Origin of the sequence: Streptomyces sp. VRA16 Mangrove soil (genome assembly GCF_017377775.1) — a bacterium.
Taxonomy (GTDB): Bacteria; Actinomycetota; Actinomycetes; order Streptomycetales; family Streptomycetaceae; genus Streptomyces.
On record NZ_JAFVLN010000023.1, the window covers coordinates 88,000 to 104,777 of the forward strand.

The 16,778-nt window shown below is 70.9% G+C and carries 15 protein-coding genes and 1 riboswitch; of the genes, 8 read left to right on the top strand and 7 right to left on the bottom strand.

The features are described 5' to 3' along the window. Positions 1-258: 258 nt before the first annotated feature. Both J3486_RS39480 and J3486_RS39485 read right to left on the bottom strand, forming a co-directional pair. Positions 259-1,263: a DMT family transporter gene (locus J3486_RS39480; protein ID WP_207828838.1), complete on the bottom strand. Its 1,005-nt coding sequence runs from the start codon at positions 1,261-1,263 to the stop codon at positions 259-261. Positions 1,264-1,359: 96 nt separating this feature from the next. Beyond that, positions 1,360-1,881 (bottom strand): Clp protease N-terminal domain-containing protein, encoded by a 522-nt coding sequence (locus tag J3486_RS39485; RefSeq protein WP_374194827.1) that lies wholly within the window; start codon positions 1,879-1,881, stop codon positions 1,360-1,362. Between the two features lie 190 nt (positions 1,882-2,071). On the opposite strand from J3486_RS39485, the gene J3486_RS39490 reads away from it, so the two are divergent. Then, positions 2,072-2,260: a hypothetical protein gene (locus J3486_RS39490; RefSeq protein ID WP_207828840.1), complete on the top strand. Its 189-nt coding sequence runs from the start codon at positions 2,072-2,074 to the stop codon at positions 2,258-2,260. Between the two features lie 118 nt (positions 2,261-2,378). Continuing rightward, positions 2,379-2,807: an SRPBCC family protein gene (locus J3486_RS39495; RefSeq protein WP_207828841.1), complete on the top strand. Its 429-nt coding sequence runs from the start codon at positions 2,379-2,381 to the stop codon at positions 2,805-2,807. Positions 2,808-2,926: 119 nt separating this feature from the next. On the opposite strand, the gene J3486_RS39500 is transcribed toward J3486_RS39495, so the two are convergent. Then, on the bottom strand, positions 2,927-3,556 hold the full coding sequence (locus tag J3486_RS39500; protein ID WP_207828842.1) for a PadR family transcriptional regulator: 630 nt from the start codon (positions 3,554-3,556) through the stop codon (positions 2,927-2,929). A gap of 298 nt (positions 3,557-3,854) precedes the next feature. Between J3486_RS39500 and J3486_RS39505 the strand changes: the two genes are divergently transcribed. Both J3486_RS39505 and J3486_RS39510 read left to right on the top strand, forming a co-directional pair. Continuing rightward, positions 3,855-4,595 (top strand): dienelactone hydrolase family protein, encoded by a 741-nt coding sequence (locus J3486_RS39505; protein ID WP_207828843.1) that lies wholly within the window; start codon positions 3,855-3,857, stop codon positions 4,593-4,595. A gap of 113 nt (positions 4,596-4,708) precedes the next feature. Next, complete coding sequence (locus tag J3486_RS39510; RefSeq protein ID WP_207828844.1) at positions 4,709-5,533, top strand: PhzF family phenazine biosynthesis protein; 825 nt, start codon at positions 4,709-4,711, stop codon at positions 5,531-5,533. Between the two features lie 117 nt (positions 5,534-5,650). Here J3486_RS39510 and J3486_RS39515 read toward each other — a convergent pair whose 3' ends face one another. Continuing rightward, positions 5,651-6,451 carry a CPBP family intramembrane glutamic endopeptidase gene (locus J3486_RS39515; RefSeq protein ID WP_207828846.1) on the bottom strand — a complete coding sequence of 267 codons (801 nt, stop codon included), beginning with the start codon at positions 6,449-6,451 and terminating at the stop codon, positions 5,651-5,653. Positions 6,452-6,640: 189 nt separating this feature from the next. Between J3486_RS39515 and J3486_RS39520 the strand changes: the two genes are divergently transcribed. Next, on the top strand, positions 6,641-8,416 hold the full coding sequence (locus J3486_RS39520) for a substrate-binding and VWA domain-containing protein (RefSeq protein ID WP_207828848.1): 1,776 nt from the start codon (positions 6,641-6,643) through the stop codon (positions 8,414-8,416). A gap of 8 nt (positions 8,417-8,424) precedes the next feature. Here the strand turns inward: J3486_RS39520 and J3486_RS39525 are convergent, their stop codons facing one another. After that, positions 8,425-9,945 (bottom strand): glutamate-cysteine ligase family protein, encoded by a 1,521-nt coding sequence (locus tag J3486_RS39525; protein WP_207828849.1) that lies wholly within the window; start codon positions 9,943-9,945, stop codon positions 8,425-8,427. 531 nt (positions 9,946-10,476) lie between these two features. Between J3486_RS39525 and J3486_RS39530 the strand changes: the two genes are divergently transcribed. Together J3486_RS39530 and J3486_RS39535 are read left to right on the top strand one after the other, a co-directional pair. Beyond that, positions 10,477-11,064, top strand: a complete 588-nt coding sequence (locus J3486_RS39530; protein WP_207828851.1) for a hypothetical protein — start codon at positions 10,477-10,479, stop codon at positions 11,062-11,064. A 346-nt stretch (positions 11,065-11,410) separates the two neighbouring features. After that, positions 11,411-11,611, top strand: coding sequence for a DUF5999 family protein (locus J3486_RS39535; RefSeq protein ID WP_207828864.1), 201 nt, complete (start codon positions 11,411-11,413; stop codon positions 11,609-11,611). Positions 11,612-11,672: 61 nt separating this feature from the next. Here the strand turns inward: J3486_RS39535 and gcvP are convergent, their stop codons facing one another. After that, positions 11,673-14,561, bottom strand: coding sequence for an aminomethyl-transferring glycine dehydrogenase (gcvP, locus tag J3486_RS39540; RefSeq protein ID WP_207828852.1), 2,889 nt, complete (start codon positions 14,559-14,561; stop codon positions 11,673-11,675). Between the two features lie 183 nt (positions 14,562-14,744). Next, a riboswitch (glycine riboswitch) is annotated at positions 14,745-14,840 on the bottom strand. 114 nt (positions 14,841-14,954) lie between these two features. Between gcvP and J3486_RS39545 the strand changes: the two genes are divergently transcribed. Further along, on the top strand, positions 14,955-15,329 hold the full coding sequence (locus J3486_RS39545; RefSeq protein WP_207828854.1) for a PRC-barrel domain-containing protein: 375 nt from the start codon (positions 14,955-14,957) through the stop codon (positions 15,327-15,329). 69 nt (positions 15,330-15,398) lie between these two features. Here the strand turns inward: J3486_RS39545 and J3486_RS39550 are convergent, their stop codons facing one another. Next, the gene (locus J3486_RS39550; RefSeq protein ID WP_207828855.1) at positions 15,399-16,760 is read right to left on the bottom strand and encodes a DNA polymerase IV; all 1,362 of its coding nucleotides are present in this window, start codon (positions 16,758-16,760) and stop codon (positions 15,399-15,401) included. Positions 16,761-16,778 lie beyond the last annotated feature (18 nt).

A 16,778-nucleotide genomic window follows, 5' to 3' on the forward strand; every position in this document is an offset into this window, starting at 1 on the left:
ACAGCGCGGGGCCGAAGGACACGGACCGTCGTCGGCGGGCAGCCGTGCCTTCTCGTCAGCTCACGAAGTCACCACAGGGTTCACGCGCCGCCCGCACCAGGGCCCGGCGCAGCGCCCCGGCCGTCCTCAAGCACGTACGCATCCACGCGCACGTACGAGGATCAGCGGGCGCCCGCCCGAGTCCGGCCCACGGGGCCGGACAGGCCCTGGACGGCCGGCGGCGGAAGAAGGAGCCAGTGCGTGTCCATGGCCGTCACGCTAGACAGGACTCTGCGTGGCGGACAACAGGGTTTCCGGTTCGACGTCCGCGGGCGGCGCGGACGCCTTCGACGACTGCGCGATGAACGCGCCGACCAGCACCACCGCGCCGCCGAACAGCTGCGGCGCCGACAGGTGCTCGCCGAGCAGCACCCAGGCGAGCACGGTCGCGATGACCGCCTCCAGACAGGCCACCACCCCGGCGACCTGGGGCGAGAGGCGGCGCACCGAGACCACTCCGGTGACGTACGCGACGACGGTGGCGAGCAGCACGATCCAGCACAGCAGCAGCCAGGCGGGCACGGCCGTGCCGTTCATGTCGGCGCTGCCCGCGAGCACGGACCGGTCCATCCCCCAGGGCCGGGCGATGACGGTGAGCAGGACGGCGCCGATCAGGAGGCCGTACGCGATCACGCCGAGCGGATCGGGAACGGCGCCGTCGGCGGCGTCGCTGCCCTGGTCGGACAGGACGAAGTAGCCGACCTGACAACAGGCGGCGGCGAGCGCGAGCAGCAGTCCGAGCGCGTCGAAGCTCAGCCCCGACCAGATCTCGACGACGCAGGCGAGCCCGCCCACGGCGAGGACGACACCGAGCGCGGCGGCCCGGCTCACGGGCTTGCGCTGCACGAACCGCACCCAGCCGAGCACCAGCGCGGGCGCCAGGTACTCGATGAGCAGGGCGACGCCGACCGGGATCCGGGAGATCGCCGCGAAGTAGCAGGCCTGGACACCGGCGACGGCGAGCAGTCCGAACCCGGCGAGCAGCACGGGCCGTTCCCGCACCAGGGCCCGGTGCCGCCAGGCGACCGGCAGCATGACGAGGGCGGCGCCCGCGACCCGCAGCCACACCACGTCCAGCGGGTCGAGTCCCGCCTCGATCAGCGGCTTGGCCGCGACTCCCGACCCGCCGAAGGCGAGCGCGGAGACCAGGGCGAGCCCGAGCCCGAAACCCCGCCCGGCCGTCCCGCTCCCCGCTGTCTCCTCAGACCCCTGTGCTCCGTGCATCGGCACATCATGACAGGGGCAGTCATGACCGTCATCCCCGATGACCCCTGTCTCACGGCCCGGACGCGCATACCGGCAACAAGTGCTCTCACGCGGTCAATTCAGCCGCCGGCGCAGCCGGTCGACGTCGACCCCGGCCCGGCCGAGGACCTCCACGGCCCGGGACTCCACGTCCGTCGCGAGGGCGGCGAGCACATCGACGCCGCGGGCCCGCTCGTCACCGCGCCGCACGGCCCGCTCGACGCCCGCCGCCATCGCGGCGGCCGCGACCGGCGACCAGCCGGGGGTGCCGCCCCGCACGAGGGGCACGGCCCCGGAGTCCTCCACGGAACCCTGCCACCGCAGCCCGTAGCCGATGCTGCGCTGCACGAGATAGCCGAGCAGCCGGGCGACCTGCGCCGGGTCGGGAAAGGCGGCCCGGACGTCCGGGTCAGCCTCCAGGAGGGAGTGCAGCAGGTGCGCGGAGTCGACCTGCCGGTCCCCGTCCCGCACGGCACGCCGCTTCGCGCCCGCGACGACAAGGGCCAGCTCGTCACTGAGCGGGGCGTCTTCGGGCGCTGCCGGGAGAGCGTCGCACTCTCCGGCGCCGGTTGGGGCGGAACTCTGCACGTACCCCACCTCATCAGGCCGGATACACAGGAACATCCCCGGAGGGAAGCATCTTCGCGTCCGACGCAAGGTGGGCACGCGCGCGTGGCGTCTCCTCCTTACGGATGAAATCGGCAGCCTCGACCCGGAGGGGCGCGCGTCCACCGGCTCTGCGCCCCGCACGCAACCACGACCACCGCGCCCCTCGTCCGTCACTGTCATGGAGAGCAGGTGCTGGCTCGTGGCCCTGCCCGCGACGGACGGCAGGCTCTACGTGTACCGGGTGTACGCCCCGGACGACGCGCTGCCCGGAGATCTGTTCTGGGAGGCGTGGCACTGCCACGACGAGGGCCCGCACCCGCGCGCGTCCGACCTCTTCGACGCGGCGGAGATACAGCCGCTGTTCTGACGGTTCATCAGTATTGAATGTTCGCGGCCGTACGGCTACGTTCCGCGACGACGCACCACCACTGCTGCCCGTCAGCGCATCAGCCCGTCATGGCTCACGACTCATAAGGGGTGGCCGCATGGCCGAAGTCAGCGCGGAAGCACGCATCGAGGCACCGGCCGAGAAGGTCTGGGCCCAGCTCACCGACTTCTCCGCGTACGGAGAGTGGAACGCCACCCACACGAGCTTCCCGAAGGGCGGTCCGGCCACCCTGGAAGTGGGCGGTCAGTTCGAGGAGAACATGAAGCTGATGGGCTTCCCCGCCGAGGTCACCTGGACCATCGAGGATCTGGCGGACGCCCGCACGCTGGCCATCAGGGGCAAGGGCCCGATGGGCGTGAACGTCGGCACGCGCTACACCCTGATCCCGGACGGCGACGCGACGACGGTGCGCATCGACGGCGAGTTCACGGGCGCGGCCGTGTCACTGATGGCGGGCAAGCTCAAGGACTCGGCGACGGCGGCACTCAACGAGTCGCTGCGCAAGCTGTCCGGCCTCGTCACCTGAGCCCGAGCCGCCCGCACGCCCACACACGCTCGCACGCAAAGGAAGAGGCGCCCCGTACTCACGTACGGGACGCCTCTTCATCGTTCTCTCCCCGCTATCGGTCCGGGCCCGCACGGGGCTCAGTCCTCGTCGGCGAGGATCAGGTACAGCTTCTTGCGCGCGTCGTTGATGACGGTGAGCGCCTTCTCGCGCTGTTCCTTGCTGCCGGTCTTCCAGACCTGACCGAACGCCTCCATCAGGCCGAAGCCGGCCTGCCGGATCTCGTTCATGGCCTCCCAGTCGACGCCTCGACCGGCCTCCTCCCAAGGGGCGTCGGGCCCCTCGTCGGCGGCGGTGCGCCCGGCGTCGGTGAGCGAGAACAGCTTCTTGCCGCCCTCACTGGCGCTGGCGATCAGGCCCTCGTCCTCCAGCATCTGCAGCGTGGGGTAGACGGAGCCGGGGCTCGGCTTCCACGCGCCGCCGCTGCGCTCGGCGATCTCCTGGATCATCTCGTAGCCGTGCATCGGGCGGTCCTTGAGGAGCGCCAGGATCGAGGCGCGCACGTCGCCGCGCCGGGCCCGGCCGCGCGGGCCGCCACCGCGGCCGCCGCGACCGCCCCAGGGGCCGCCGGGGCCGGGGCCGAAGCCGGGCCCGAACGGGCCGAACGCCCGCCGGCCCTCGAAGCCGGGTCGCCCTTCGAAACCGGGCCGGCCTTCACGGCGGCCGGGTCCGTAATGTTCATGTCCGTGGTCGTGTCCGTGGGTACGCATGAGAATCAGTCCTTTCACAACTGATCGCGGGTTTTCGGCATGTATCGCCGAACGCGATCATCAACCGATCGCGATGCCTCAACGATATATCGGAAGACTTCGTTTGGCAACAGGTTCCGATGCGTGCCCGGTCCGTCCGGGGCCGAACGGGGGTCTGTTAGCCTGCTGGAAGCCGTGCGAGAGAACGAGGAGGTGGTACCCGTGAACGAATTCACGTGGGTGCTCTCCTCCGGGGTCACGGTCGGGCGATAGGTCGTCCGGGAGCGCCGTTTCCAGTGCTCTCCCGAAAGGCACGACCATGCGTTTCACCTCTGAACAGCATCTCGACGGCGATGTCGTCGAGCGCGGCTTCACCCTCGACGAGATCCCCGGATACCTGTGGACGCCCGCCTCGGCGTCCCCGTCCGCACCGGTCCCGCTGATCCTCCTCGGCCACCCTCCGCTCGGCCTCGGCAGGATGTATCCCCGGCTCGTGGCCCGCGCCCGGCGCTCGGCCGCGGAGGGGTTCGCCACCGCCACCATCGAACTGCCCGGCAGCGGCGACCGGCCCCGCGTGCCCGAACTCGACGAGGGCCGCGCCGCACTGCGGCGCGTGATGCAGGCCGGCGAGCCGGTCACCGACGAGATCATCGATGCCGTCGTCCTGCCGCTGGTGGAGAGGGCGGTCCCGGAGTGGCAGGCCACCCTGGACGCCGTGCTCGCGCTGCCCGAGATCGGCGGCAAGGTCGGATTCTCCGGCGGCGTGATCTCCATCGGAGTCCGCCTCGCGCTGGTCGATCCGCGCATCGCGGCGGCCGGTCTGTTCGCCGGAAGCCTCGTCCCGCGCGTCATCTTCGACGAGGCCCGTCAGCTCACCGTTCCGCTCCACGTCCTGCTGCAGTGGGACGACGAAGGGAACGACCGGCAGGCGTCCCTCGATCTGTTCGACGCCTTCGCCTCCAAGGAGAAGACCCTGGAGGCGAACATGGGCGGGCACACCGGCGTCCCGCAGCACGCGGGCGAGGCCGCGGCCCAGTTCTTCACCCGGCATCTGAAGTGACCGTCGGCCGCGCGCCCCGGGCCGGGCTCGGTCCGGGGCGCGCGGCCGCCCCGGGCCACCGGCACCCGATTGGCCGTGGCCGCCGCGATCAGGGCTCAATTACCGTCCCTGACATGCGTATTCGTATCGTCGACGCCTTCACCGACCGCCCCTTCGCCGGCAACCCGGCCGGCGTCCTGCTCCTCGACTCCCCGGCCGGCTTCCCCGACGACGCCTGGCTGCAGAACGTCGCCAAGGAGGTCAACCACGCCGAGACGGCCTTCGCGCACCCGCTGCCCGAGGGCGGCGACGCGGACTGGGCGCTGCGCTGGTTCACCCCGGCCACCGAAGTGAACATGTGCGGTCACGCCACCCTCGCCACCGCCCACGTACTGCACTCCACCGGAACCACGAAGGGCCCGGTCCGGTTCGCGACCCGGAGCGGGGTCCTGATCGCCACGCCCCACGAGGACGGCTCGCTCACCCTCGACTTCCCGACCGCGCCGCTCACCGCGGAGCCGGTGCCGGCCGGGCTCGCGGAGGCGCTCGGCGCCCCGCCGCTCTCGGTGCGCGACACCGGGCCCTCGGTCGGCGATCTGCTGGTCGAGTTCCCCGACGAGCGGACGGTCCTGGGCCTCACCCCGGACATGAAGGCGCTCACCGTGCACTCGGTGCGCGGCGTCATCGCCACGGCTCCCGCCGCGGACCCGGAGCGCGGCTACGACTTCGTGTCCCGCTGCTTCTTCCCGAACGTCGGCATCGACGAGGACCCGGTGACCGGCAGCGCGCACACGGCACTCGCCCCGTTCTGGGCCGAGCGCCTGGGCCGCACGGACCTCACGGGCCTCCAGGCGTCGGCCCGCACGGGTCTGGTCCGGGTCTCCCTACGGGGCGAACGCACCCTGCTCACCGGTACCGCGGTGACAGTGATCGAGGGCGAACTCAACGCCCGCCCCTAGGGCCTGTCGTCGAACTTCCCTCTGCCGACAGGCCCGCCGACTGTCAAGAACACCCGTGACCAATACACCTAGCGCGCCGCGGGGCCCCTGCGCACAGGGGCCCCGCCTCCGCCCGGCTCACGCCGTGGGCAGCCACCCCACCTTCCCCGCGAGCAGCGCGTATCCGACGAACGCCCCGATGTCGAGCAGGGAGTGGGCCACCACCAGCGGGCCGACCCGGCCCCAGCGCCGGTACAGATAGGCGAAGACGACGCCCATCGCGAGGTTCCCGAAGAAGCCGCCGATGCCCTGGTACAGGTGGTACGAGCCACGCAGCACGGACGACGCGACGAGCGCCGTGCCCGGCGTCCACCCCAACTGCCCCAGCCTGCGCAGCAGATACCCGACGACGATGACTTCCTCCAGCACGGCGTTCTGCACCGCGGAGAGGATCAGCACCGGGTACTTCCACCAGACGTCGGGCAGCGCCTCGGGCACCACGGTCAGGTTGAACCCGAGCCCCCGGGCCGCCAGGTAGAAGGCGATCCCGGTGCTGCCGATCACCGCGGCGACCCCGGCGCCACGCACCGAGTCGAACCACGGCCGGGTCCGGTCGAAGCCGATCGTGCGCAGGCTCTGCCCCTCCCGCAGCAGGAAGTGCGCGACGAGCGCGACGGGCACCAGGGCGCTCGCGATCCCGAACAACTGCCAGGCCAGATCGAGCCACGGCCGCCCCGGCGCCGCCGAGGCATTGAGGGTCGCCGCCTGGTCCTTCAGACCCCCTGGTTTGGTGACCGATCCGACAAAGCTGATCAGCGCGGACACGCCACTCGCACCGAGCGAAAGCCCCAGAACGAGGAGCGTCTCGTCCCGAAGAAATCGCCGCGAGAGCCGCTCGCTGGGAAAAGAACCGGCCACCGGCCCCGCCTCCACCTGCACACCTGCCTCCAGTTGAGTAATCCCGCCTCATCCCTCACGTCGCCCCGCTAGGGTCTCGAATGCAGGTACGAAGATCGCGCGCGACAGGCCGAGGGGGACGGGGCGCCGAGACCGGCGCACCGCTCCCCTCCTTTGCTTCACCGCTTATATCGCAACTGCCTTTATGGCTCAGGGAGGGGCACCACCGCCATGGGACGTCACAGCAGCATGCCCGACGGGTACGGGACGGCCGCGGCCGACCACCGGCCGCGCCGCCGCGGCCGCACGGTGGCCATCGCGACGGCCCTGGTCCTCATCGTCGCGGCAGGGACTGCGGTGGCGCTCCGCACCGATCTGCTGAACCTCGGTGACACCTGCGAAAAAACGGTCCACCTCTCCGTGGCGGCCTCACCGGACATCGCCCCCGCACTGCGCGCGGCCGCGAGCGAGGCCAGGAAGCGCGAGCTCACGTCGGACGGCAACTGCCTCGATGTCGCCGTCTCCGCCCGTGACTCGTCCAAGGTCGCCGACGCCCTGCGCTCGGGGAAGGACGCGCACGACTTCCAGGTGTGGGTGCCGGACGCGGATCTGTGGATCAAGCGGGTCGAGCAGAACGAGAAGGCCACCAAGGTGTCACCGACGGGCACCGTCGCCACGTCCCCGATCGGCGTGGGCATGGTCCCGGCGGCCGCCAAGTCGTTCGGCTGGCCCGAGAAGGAGTACAGCTGGACGGAGCTGGCCGGCGCCGCGCTCAAGGACGACACCCTCCGCCTGGGCGCCGCCGACCCGTCCCGCAGCGCCACCGGGCTGCTGGCCCTCACCAAACTGGCCGCCGCCTCCCACAAGGCGGGCGACGGCGACGGCACCCAGGCCGCCGCCATGGCGAAGATCCTCTCGCAGCGCACGTCCGACAGCGACAGCCAGCTGATGGAGACCGTCGCCCGCGACGACTCCGGCGCCGAACAGGGCAACCCGAGGCGCAACCAGGCCCTGATCCTCTCCGAGCAGGCCGCGTACGCGCACAACGCCGAGGCGAGCGACTCCGGCGACCTCCGCCTCTTCTACCCCAAGGACGGCTCCCCGGAGCTGAACTATCCCTTCACGCTGGTCGACGAGACCTCCCTGAGCACCGAGGAGAGCCGCGCCGCGGTCCGCTTCATGACCCTGCTCGACACCACCATGGGCCACTCGATCCTGCGCAAGTACGGCTTCCGCGGGGAGGACGGGACCACGTCGGACTCGGTCTCGCGCAAGGCGGGCGCCCGCGCCCCGCAGCCGTACGCCGAGCCGACCACGGAACCGGCCTCGGACGAGGAGATCGAGGAGACCCTCGGCATGTGGACGATCACGGTGCAGAGCGCCCGCGTCCTCACCGTCGTGGACGCCTCGGCCTCCATGGCGAACCCGGTACCGGGCCGCGGCGAGTCCCGCATGGAGGTGACGAAGGCGTCGATGCTGGCGGCCCTGTCCACCTCCTTCACCGACCAGGACGACATCGGCCTGTGGGAGTTCTCGACCCACCTCGACGGCACCCGCGACTACAAGAAGCTCGTCCCGACCGCCCGCCTCGGCGACCGCAAGGGCTCCGGCACCCAGCGCGACCGGCTGTCGGCCGCCTTCACCTCCCTGCAGCCGGTGACGGGCGGTGCGACGGGTCTCTACGACACGACGCTGGCCGCCTACAAGGAGGCCAGGTCAACGTACAAGAAGGGCAAGTTCAACGCCGTCGTCGTGGTGACCGACGGCGTCAACGAGGATCCCGGCTCGATCTCCCGCAGCACCCTCGTCCAGCAACTGCAGTCCCTGACCGATCCCGAGCGTCCCGTGCCGCTCATCGCGATCGCCGTCGGTCCCGACACCGACAAGGACGAGATCGAGCAGATCGCGGCGGCCACCGGCGGCTCGGGTCACCAGGTCAGCGACCCGGCCGACATCCAGAAGGTCATCCTCCAGGCGATCATCGAGGCCGGCGCCAAGAGCAACTGATCACGCGGTCACCCCAGGGTCACGGCCGGCTCCGGCAGTCCGACGGGCCAGGTGTGCACGGGTTCGCCGAGGTGCATCAGCTCTGCGTAGCGGCGGGTGGTCGCCGCGAGCGCCGCGTCCCGCGCGAGGCCGCTCTCCAGCGCCCGGTGGTACGTCGCCGCCTGCCACTGCGCCCCGTTCGTACGCCGGGCGCAGCGCTCCTCGATGACCCCCAGGTAGCGGTCGCGGTCGGCCGGTTCGACGCCCCACGCGTCGAGTCCGGCCGCCGCGAGCGGCAGCAGCTCGTCCCGTACGAGCGCGACGGCCGCCACCTGCTCCGTCCCGCCGAACCTGCCCCGCCGCGGCCACTCCAGGCGCGCCTCGATCCCGTACCGGCAGGCGGCGTCGAAGTTGCGCGACGCCGCGTCGAAGGAGAGCCGTGACCACACGGGCCGCGCGTCCTCGGCCAGCGCCCGTACGACGCCGTAGTAGAAGGCCGCGTTGGCGATGACGTCGGTGACGGTCGGCCCGGCCGGCAGCACCCGGTTCTCCACCCGCAGATGCGGCACGCCGTCTGCCACCCCGTACACCGGCCGGTTCCACCGGTACACGGTGCCGTTGTGCAGCACGAGCTCGGCGAGGCTGGGCGTGCCGCCCTTCTCGACGACCTCCAGCGGCTGCTCGTCGTCGAGCAGCGGCAGCAGGGGCGGGAAGAACCGCAGATTCTCCTCGAAGAGGTCGTACGCCGACTCGATCCACCGCTCCCCGAACCAGGTCCGCGGCCGTACCCCCTGCGCCACCAGCTCCGGCGGGCGGGTGTCCGTCGACTGCTGGAAGAGCGGCGGCCTGGACTCCCGCCACAGCTCGCGCCCGAACAGGAAGGGCGAGTTGGCGCCGAGCGCGATCTGTACGGCGGCCACCGCCTGCGCCGCGTTCCACACATCGGCGAAGCGTCCGGGCGTCACCTGGAGGTGCAACTGCACGGAGGTGCACGCCGCTTCGGGGGCTATCGACGAGGAGGTGCAGCTCAGCCGCTCCACGCCGTCGATGTCCAGGCTGAAGTCCTCGCCGCGCGCGGCCACGATCTGGTCGTTGAGCAGCGTGTAGCGGTCGACGGCCGACAGATTCGCGGAGACGAGATCGTCGGCGCGCAGCGTGGGCAGAATGCCGATCATCACGATTCCCGCATCGACCTCATTGGCTTTGCGGTGCGCATAGCCGAGCCCGGTCCGCAGCTCCTCCGCGAGCTGATCCAGCACGCGGCCGCCGAGCCGGTGCGGGGCGATGTTCACTTCGAGATTGAACATCGCGAGTTCGGTCTGGAAATCGCGGCTCGCGATCCTCTCCAGTACTTCCGCATTCATCATTCTCGGGAGGCCGTCAGGACCGGCGAGATTCAGCTCGATCTCCAGCCCCATGAGATTCTTGGGCCGGTCGAACCGCTTCTCGTCCAACAACCTCCGGAGCCCCTCCAGACACTCCTTGTGCTTCTCCCGGTAGCGCCGCCGGTCGGCCAGATCGACCGCGCCCGCAACGACCTTCTCCCCCATGGAAGCGTCCCTCCTCGCATGGGCAGCCCGACCATCCGGCCGCGTGTCACGGTGGATGATGCCCAGGCAATGTGATCGATAACGCCCCGCGCGGGCCCACGGGGCAGTACGCTCCTGGCAGTTACCCCGAGGCACATTCCTTAGGCATGCAGCAGTGTGCAGATTCAACGGACGCACACCTGGTGAAAAACGCCGACTGGAATCGGCCGTCCGCTCGGCCGAAAGAAGCCGAGGTCATCGGCGGGCAGCATCAGGAAAACCGGAAATAAAACCGCAAAACAACTGCGGAACAGTGACTGGATAACGCCTTGCCGGCCTCACTCGGCCTGATAGCTGAAACGCCGTGTGAACACGCGTCGTATAAACTCCGCGAACGAGACAGAGAGTTGGCGCCCGCGGCCGAGGCCCCCGCCCCCTCTGGCCCGCCACGCATCCCTTGTGTACTCACGTGCCCCCCGCAGCAGACAGCGCCGTCCGCTCGTCCCGCACCGCCCTGGTACCACGTGCCTGTCGAATGAGAGGCGACCCACCATGCCGCTGCACGTCCCTCCGGCCCCCGCGCCCGCCCTGCGCACCGTCCTCACGGCCCTCGGTTCCCCCACCGCCGTCCGCGAGGCCCGCACCCCGTCACTGCGTGCCGCTCAGGGGCCCACCTGCCCCGAACTCCCGCTGCCCGTCCATGTGCTGGACCACATCACCGACGCCGCAGGTCCCTCGCACGCCCGTCTCACCGGCTGGCGTTTCCTGATCCGGTGCGGAGAGCGCGCGGTGGCCGCCGCCGACACGATGCTGACCCCCGACGGCTGGGCCTTCTCGCACTTCTTCGAGGGCCCGTACGTCTCCTCCACCGAACGCGCTCTGCGGCATGCGGAGACCCTGACCAAGCCCTATCAGCCCCGGCTGCTCTCGGTGCCGGAGCTGTACATGCTCACCCTGTGGCTGCACGGCGACTGCACCGCCGATGCCGCGACCGGCCATCCGGCGGCCGACGACCTCCTCGTCCCGCTCGCGCCGGCCCCACCCGGCATCGCCGCGCACCGCCCGCACCGCGTGGCCGAGCTCCTCCCGGTGCTCACCCATCGCCTGACCCCGGCGAGGGCCACCACCCTGCTCGCCTGACGCGACCGGATCCGCATCAGCCCTGTGCCCCGCACCGTCCGCCGTCCGGTCGCGGGGCACAGCCGTGCCCGGGAACGCCCGCCCGGACTAGCCCTATCCGGTCACCCCGAACCACCCGAAGAGACAGTGCAGTTGGGATGAACCGCCCGCACGGGTGATGCGTCTCCAACCTGTGAGGACCGCTGCTACGAAATCCCTGCGGATTGACGCCCACAGGGCAACACTGGGTTCCGGACCGACTGACTGACGGGGGGCGGCCATGAACGAGTCTTCGAGCCGCAGCACAGACAGCACGGACAGCAACGCCACGGTCACCGACATCACTTCGCAGCGAAAGATCCCATCCATGTGCCAGCACCAGCCATCGTGCCCGACAGCAGAATCCGCGGACAGGGAAGCCGCGCTTCCTGTGGCCCACCACCCGGAGCAGGGCTGGAGCCTGCTGTGCAACGGGGTCCTGCTCTTCGAGGACACCGGCGAACTGCTGCCCAACGGCACGGTCATCGCCCCGCACCGCCCCCTCGGGGCAGTGGTGACGGCGGCCTGATCATCTCGGGGTACTGCGCGACCAGCCACACACGACGGCGGCCGCGCAGCCCCTTCGACCTCTACGCCTCGTAGGCGTCCAGCGGCGGGCAGGAACACACCAGGTTCCGGTCACCGAACGCCTGGTCGATACGGCGCACCGGCGGCCAGTACTTGTCCGAGGCCGCGACCCCGGCCGGGAAGACACCTTCTTCCCGGCTGTACGCGTGCGCCCACTCCCCGCCGAGCATCCCGGCGGTGTGCGGAGCGTTCCGCAGCGGGTTGTCGTCGGCCGGCCACTCGCCGGAGGCCACCCGCTCGATCTCCCCGCGAATCGCGACCATCGCGTCGCAGAAGCGGTCGAGCTCCTCGATGTCCTCGCTCTCGGTCGGCTCGATCATCAGCGTCCCCGCAACCGGGAACGACATGGTCGGCGCGTGGAACCCGTAGTCGATGAGCCGCTTGGCGATGTCGTCGACGCTGACGCCCGTCTCCTTGCTGAGCGGCCGCAGGTCGATGATGCACTCGTGCGCGACGAGCCCGCCGGGCCCGGTGTAGAGCACCGGGAAGTGCGGCTCCAGCCGCTTGGCGATGTAGTTGGCGGAGAGCACGGCCACCTGCGTGGCGCGCTTCAGCCCCTCGCCGCCCATGAGCCGCACGTACGACCACGAGATCGGCAGGATGCCCGCGGAGCCCCACGGCGCGGCCGAGATCGGACCGACACCCGTCTCGGGACCGGCGGCCGGCTGCAGCGGGTGGTTCGGCAGGTACGGCGCGAGGTGCGAGCGCACACCGACCGGACCGACGCCAGGGCCGCCGCCGCCGTGCGGGATGCAGAACGTCTTGTGCAGGTTCAGGTGCGAGACGTCGCCGCCGAAGTGACCCGGCTTGGCGAGCCCCACCAGGGCATTGAGGTTGGCGCCGTCGACGTACACCTGGCCGCCGGCGTCGTGCACGGCGGCACAGATGTCGGCGACGTGCTCCTCGAACACACCGTGCGTCGACGGGTACGTGATCATGAGCACGGCGAGCTGGTCGGCGTACTGCTCGATCTTGGCGCGCAGGTCCTCGACGTCGATCTCGCCGTCGTCGGCGGTCTTGACGACGACGACCTTCATGCCGGCCATGACGGCACTCGCGGCGTTGGTGCCGTGCGCCGACGACGGGATGAGGCAGACGGTGCGCTGCTCGTCCCCGTTGGCCCGGTGGTAGCCGCGCACCGCGAGCAGACCCGCGAGCTCGCCCTGCGATCCGGCGTTCGGCTGCAGGGAGACCTTGTCGTACCCGGTGACCTCGGCGAGACGTTCCTCCAGCTCACGGATGAGCGTGAGGTAGCCCTGCGCCTGCTCGGCCGGGGCGAAGGGGTGCAGCTGGCCGAACTCGGGCCAGGTGACCGGCTCCATCTCCGTCGTCGCGTTGAGCTTCATGGTGCAGGAGCCCAGCGGGATCATGCCGCGGTCCAGCGCGTAGTCGCGGTCGGCGAGCTTGCGCAGGTAGCGCAGCATCGCGGTCTCGGAGCGGTGCTGGTGGAAGACGGGGTGCGTCAGGTACTCGTCGCCGCGCAGCAGCGCGCCCGGCAGCGCCTCGTCGGTCTCGGCGTCCAGCGCCTCGATGTCCGCGTTCTCGACACCGAACGCGCTCCACACCACGGCCAGCTGCGCGCGTGTGGTGGTCTCGTCACAGGCGATCGAGACGTGGTCGGCGTCGACCAGACGCAGGTTGACCCCGCCCTGCCGGGCGGCGCCGACGGCCTCGGCGGCCTTGCCCGGAACGCGCACGGTCAGGGTGTCGAAGTAGGCGCCGTGCACGACCTCGACGCCGCCCGCCGTCAGACCCGCGGCGAGCAGGTTGGCGTAGCGGTGCGTGCGCCGGGCGATGGACTTGAGCCCCTCGGGCCCGTGGTAGACGGCGTACATGCCCGCCATGACGGCGAGCAGCACCTGCGCGGTGCAGATGTTGCTGGTCGCCTTCTCCCGGCGGATGTGCTGCTCACGCGTCTGGAGGGCGAGGCGGTACGCCTTGTTGCCGTCGGCGTCCACGGAGACACCCACGAGCCGGCCCGGCAGGGAGCGCGCGAACTTCTCGCGCACGGCCATGTAACCGGCGTGCGGGCCACCGAAGCCCATCGGCACGCCGAAGCGCTGGGTGGTACCGACGGCGATGTCGGCGCCCAGCTCACCGGGCGAGGTCAGCAGCGTAAGAGCAAGAAGATCGGCAGCGACGGTGACAATGGCGCCCAGCTCGTGGGCCTGGTCGATCACGGGCTTGATGTCCCGCACGGCGCCGGAGGCGCCCGGGTACTGCACGAGCACACCCACGACACCGCGCTCGGCGACCTCGGCCGGAATGCCGTCGCTCAGGTCGGCGACGACGATCTCCACACCGGTCGGCTCGGCGCGCGTCCGGATGACGGCGACGGTCTGCGGCAGGGCGTCGGCGTCGATGACGTACACGCCGTTCTTCACCTTGCCGATGCGGCGCGAGAGCGCCATGGCCTCGGCGGCGGCCGTGCCCTCGTCGAGCAGCGAGGCACCGGAGGTGGGCAGGCCGGTCAGCTCGGCGACCATGGTCTGGAAGTTGAGCAGCGCCTCGAGACGGCCCTGCGAGATCTCCGGCTGGTACGGCGTGTAGGCCGTGTACCAGGACGGGTTCTCCATGACGTTGCGCAGGATGACGGGCGGCGTGAACGTCCCGTAGTAACCGAGCCCGATCATCGATCCGAGCACCTGGTTGCGATCGGCGAGCGAGCGCAGCTCGGCGAGGACCTCGGCCTCGGTCCGGGCGGCGGGCAGCTGCAGCGCCTCGGCGCTCTTGATCACATCCGGCACCGCGGCCGCCGTCAGCTCGTCGAGCGAGCCGTAGCCGACCTGCGCGAGCATCTTGGCCTGAGCGGCGTCGTCGGGACCGATGTGGCGCTGCTCGAAGGGGATTCCCTGCTCCAACTGGGAGAGCGGAATACGGTTGGCGGTCATTGCGGAGGCCTCCTGGTCATTGCGACCTGCGAGGGGCACCACGGCGCGGGTGCCCGGACGGCCTCCCCCTCTGTCATCTCAACCTGAGAGCTTCACCGGCCGCCCGCGAGATCGCGGAACACACCGGTTTTCACCGTCGGTGAGAGCGGAAACCGTGCACCCCGCCCTGCTTTCCAGAGTGACCTCGTCCGTGCGGTACAGGGGCCTGAGAGATTCCGGGGAGGATTTGCTCCTTCGGCGCCTCCGACGACGATCGGAGGACTCTCCCGCACGGGATCAGCAGCCGTGTGCCAGCCTACCAGCGGCGACTCGGCCCGAGCCCTCGAGTGGCCGCCTTCCTCAATGTGCTCTTTCGTAGTGCTTACAGACGAGTTGCGATCATCTGGAGGGCCCGTGCAGACCGATGTCGACCCGCGCAACCTGATCGGCCGCAAGGCCTTCGACCGCAACGGAACCAAGATCGGCACCATCGACGAGGTCTACCTCGACGACGCCACGGGCGTTCCCGAGTGGGCGGCCATACGGACCGGCCTGTTCAGCCGCGACGCCTTCGTCCCCCTGGAGCCGAGCGAACTGGTCGACGGCACGCTCCGCATCCCCTTCGAACGCTCCCTGATCAAGGACGCCCCCGATTTCGGCGTCGGCCGCCATCTCTCCCCCGAGCAGGAACTGCAGCTCTACCACCACTACGGCCTGGACGTGACGGCCCCGCAGACCCCGGACGTCTCCTTCGGCCGCATCGCGGGCGCGGAAGAGGATCCGACCTAGGAACCCGCCCTGTCAGGGGCGCGGGGAACGGCGCGAGCGACCACGACGCAACGCGCAGTCGCCGACGCGTCAGCGCGCCAGGCCCTCCACGAGCGGCAACGGATCGGCGGGCTCCAGCAACGGATCATCGACGGAGAAGGTCCGCACCCGCCCCGGCCGCTCCGACAAGGGCGTCTCGAACCGCACCGTCACCCGCCCGAGCCCGCTCCCCTGCACCCACCCGGGCCCGAACTCGGCGTGCCGCACATCGTGCCCGGCCATCCACCGCCGCTCGACGGGCTCCTCGGCGACCTCCTCCGCCGGGGCGCCCGTCTCCTCGGCCTCCACCGCTTCGGCCGCCGCCTCCTCGGACGCGGCGGCCGCGGCCTGCGCGAACAGGTCCTCCTGCGTGAAGTCGGCCAGGCCGCTCACGCCGACGCCCAGCAGCCGGACCCCTCCCGTGGTGTCCACGCCCTCCAGGAGCCGCGCGGCGGCCTCCCGCACCACCGCGGGGTCATCGGTAGGGCCGCGCAGCGTCTCGGACCGCGTCAGGGTCGAGAAGTCGTACCGCCGCACCTTCAGGACCACGGTCCGCCCGGATCTCTCGGCCGCTCTGAGCCGCTCCACGCACCGGTCGGCGAGGCGCTGGACCTCCGTCCGGACCCGCACCCGGTCGTGGATGTCCACGTCGTACGTGTCCTCGACCGAGACCGACTTGGAGTCCCGCTCGGCGACCACGGGCCGCTCGTCGCGCGCCAGCGCCATCGCGTACAGGTGGCTCCCGTGGGCCTTCCCGAGGAGGCGCACGAGCTCGTCCTCGCCGGCCTCGGCGATCTCCGCCACGGTGTTGATCCCGGCCCGCCGCAGATGGTCCCCGGTGGCGGGTCCGACACCGGGCAGGATCCGCACGGACTTCGGCCCGAGCAGCCCCCGCTCGGTCCCCTGCGGTATCAGCAGCAGTCCGTCCGGCTTGGCCTCCTCGGAGGCGATCTTCGCGAGCATCTTGGAGACGGCGAGCCCGACGGATCCGCTCAATCCGGTCACCCGCCGGATGTCGGCCCGCAGTCGCAGACCCACGGCCTCGGCGGAACGGGCGTCCCAAGCCGTCTCACCGGCCTCCAGATCGACGAACGCCTCGTCCAGGCTCAGGGGCTCCACCAGCGGCGAAAGCTCCCGCAGAAGCCCCATCACCTGCTCGCTGATCTCCCGGTACAGCCGGAACCGCGGCACGAGGTACGCGGCATTGGGCGCGAGCCGCCGCGCCTGCCCCATCGGCATGGCGGAGTGCACCCCGAACTTCCGCGCCTCGTACGACGCCGTGGCCACGACCCCGCGCGGCCCGAGCCCGCCCACGACGACCGCTTTCCCGCGCAGGCTGGGCTTCGCCGCCTGCTCGGCAGAGGCGTAGAAGGCATCCATGTCGAGATGCAGAATCGTCGGCGCGGTTCTCACATACCCGATGCTGCCCTA

Excerpts from the sequence above, each read along its gene's own strand:
- J3486_RS39520 (WP_207828848.1), top strand. The coding sequence starts at position 6,641 with ATGGGACGTCACAGCAGCATGCCCGACGGGTACGGGACGGCCGCGGCC.
- gcvP (WP_207828852.1), bottom strand. The coding sequence starts at position 14,561 with ATGACCGCCAACCGTATTCCGCTCTCCCAGTTGGAGCAGGGAATCCCC.
- J3486_RS39535 (WP_207828864.1), top strand. The coding sequence starts at position 11,411 with ATGTGCCAGCACCAGCCATCGTGCCCGACAGCAGAATCCGCGGACAGG.
- J3486_RS39490 (WP_207828840.1), top strand. The coding sequence starts at position 2,072 with ATGGAGAGCAGGTGCTGGCTCGTGGCCCTGCCCGCGACGGACGGCAGG.
- J3486_RS39525 (WP_207828849.1), bottom strand. The coding sequence starts at position 9,945 with ATGGGGGAGAAGGTCGTTGCGGGCGCGGTCGATCTGGCCGACCGGCGG.
- J3486_RS39495 (WP_207828841.1), top strand. The coding sequence starts at position 2,379 with ATGGCCGAAGTCAGCGCGGAAGCACGCATCGAGGCACCGGCCGAGAAG.
- J3486_RS39500 (WP_207828842.1), bottom strand. The coding sequence starts at position 3,556 with ATGCGTACCCACGGACACGACCACGGACATGAACATTACGGACCCGGC.
- J3486_RS39510 (WP_207828844.1), top strand. The coding sequence starts at position 4,709 with ATGCGTATTCGTATCGTCGACGCCTTCACCGACCGCCCCTTCGCCGGC.
- J3486_RS39480 (WP_207828838.1), bottom strand. The coding sequence starts at position 1,263 with ATGCACGGAGCACAGGGGTCTGAGGAGACAGCGGGGAGCGGGACGGCC.
- J3486_RS39530 (WP_207828851.1), top strand. The coding sequence starts at position 10,477 with ATGCCGCTGCACGTCCCTCCGGCCCCCGCGCCCGCCCTGCGCACCGTC.
- J3486_RS39505 (WP_207828843.1), top strand. The coding sequence starts at position 3,855 with ATGCGTTTCACCTCTGAACAGCATCTCGACGGCGATGTCGTCGAGCGC.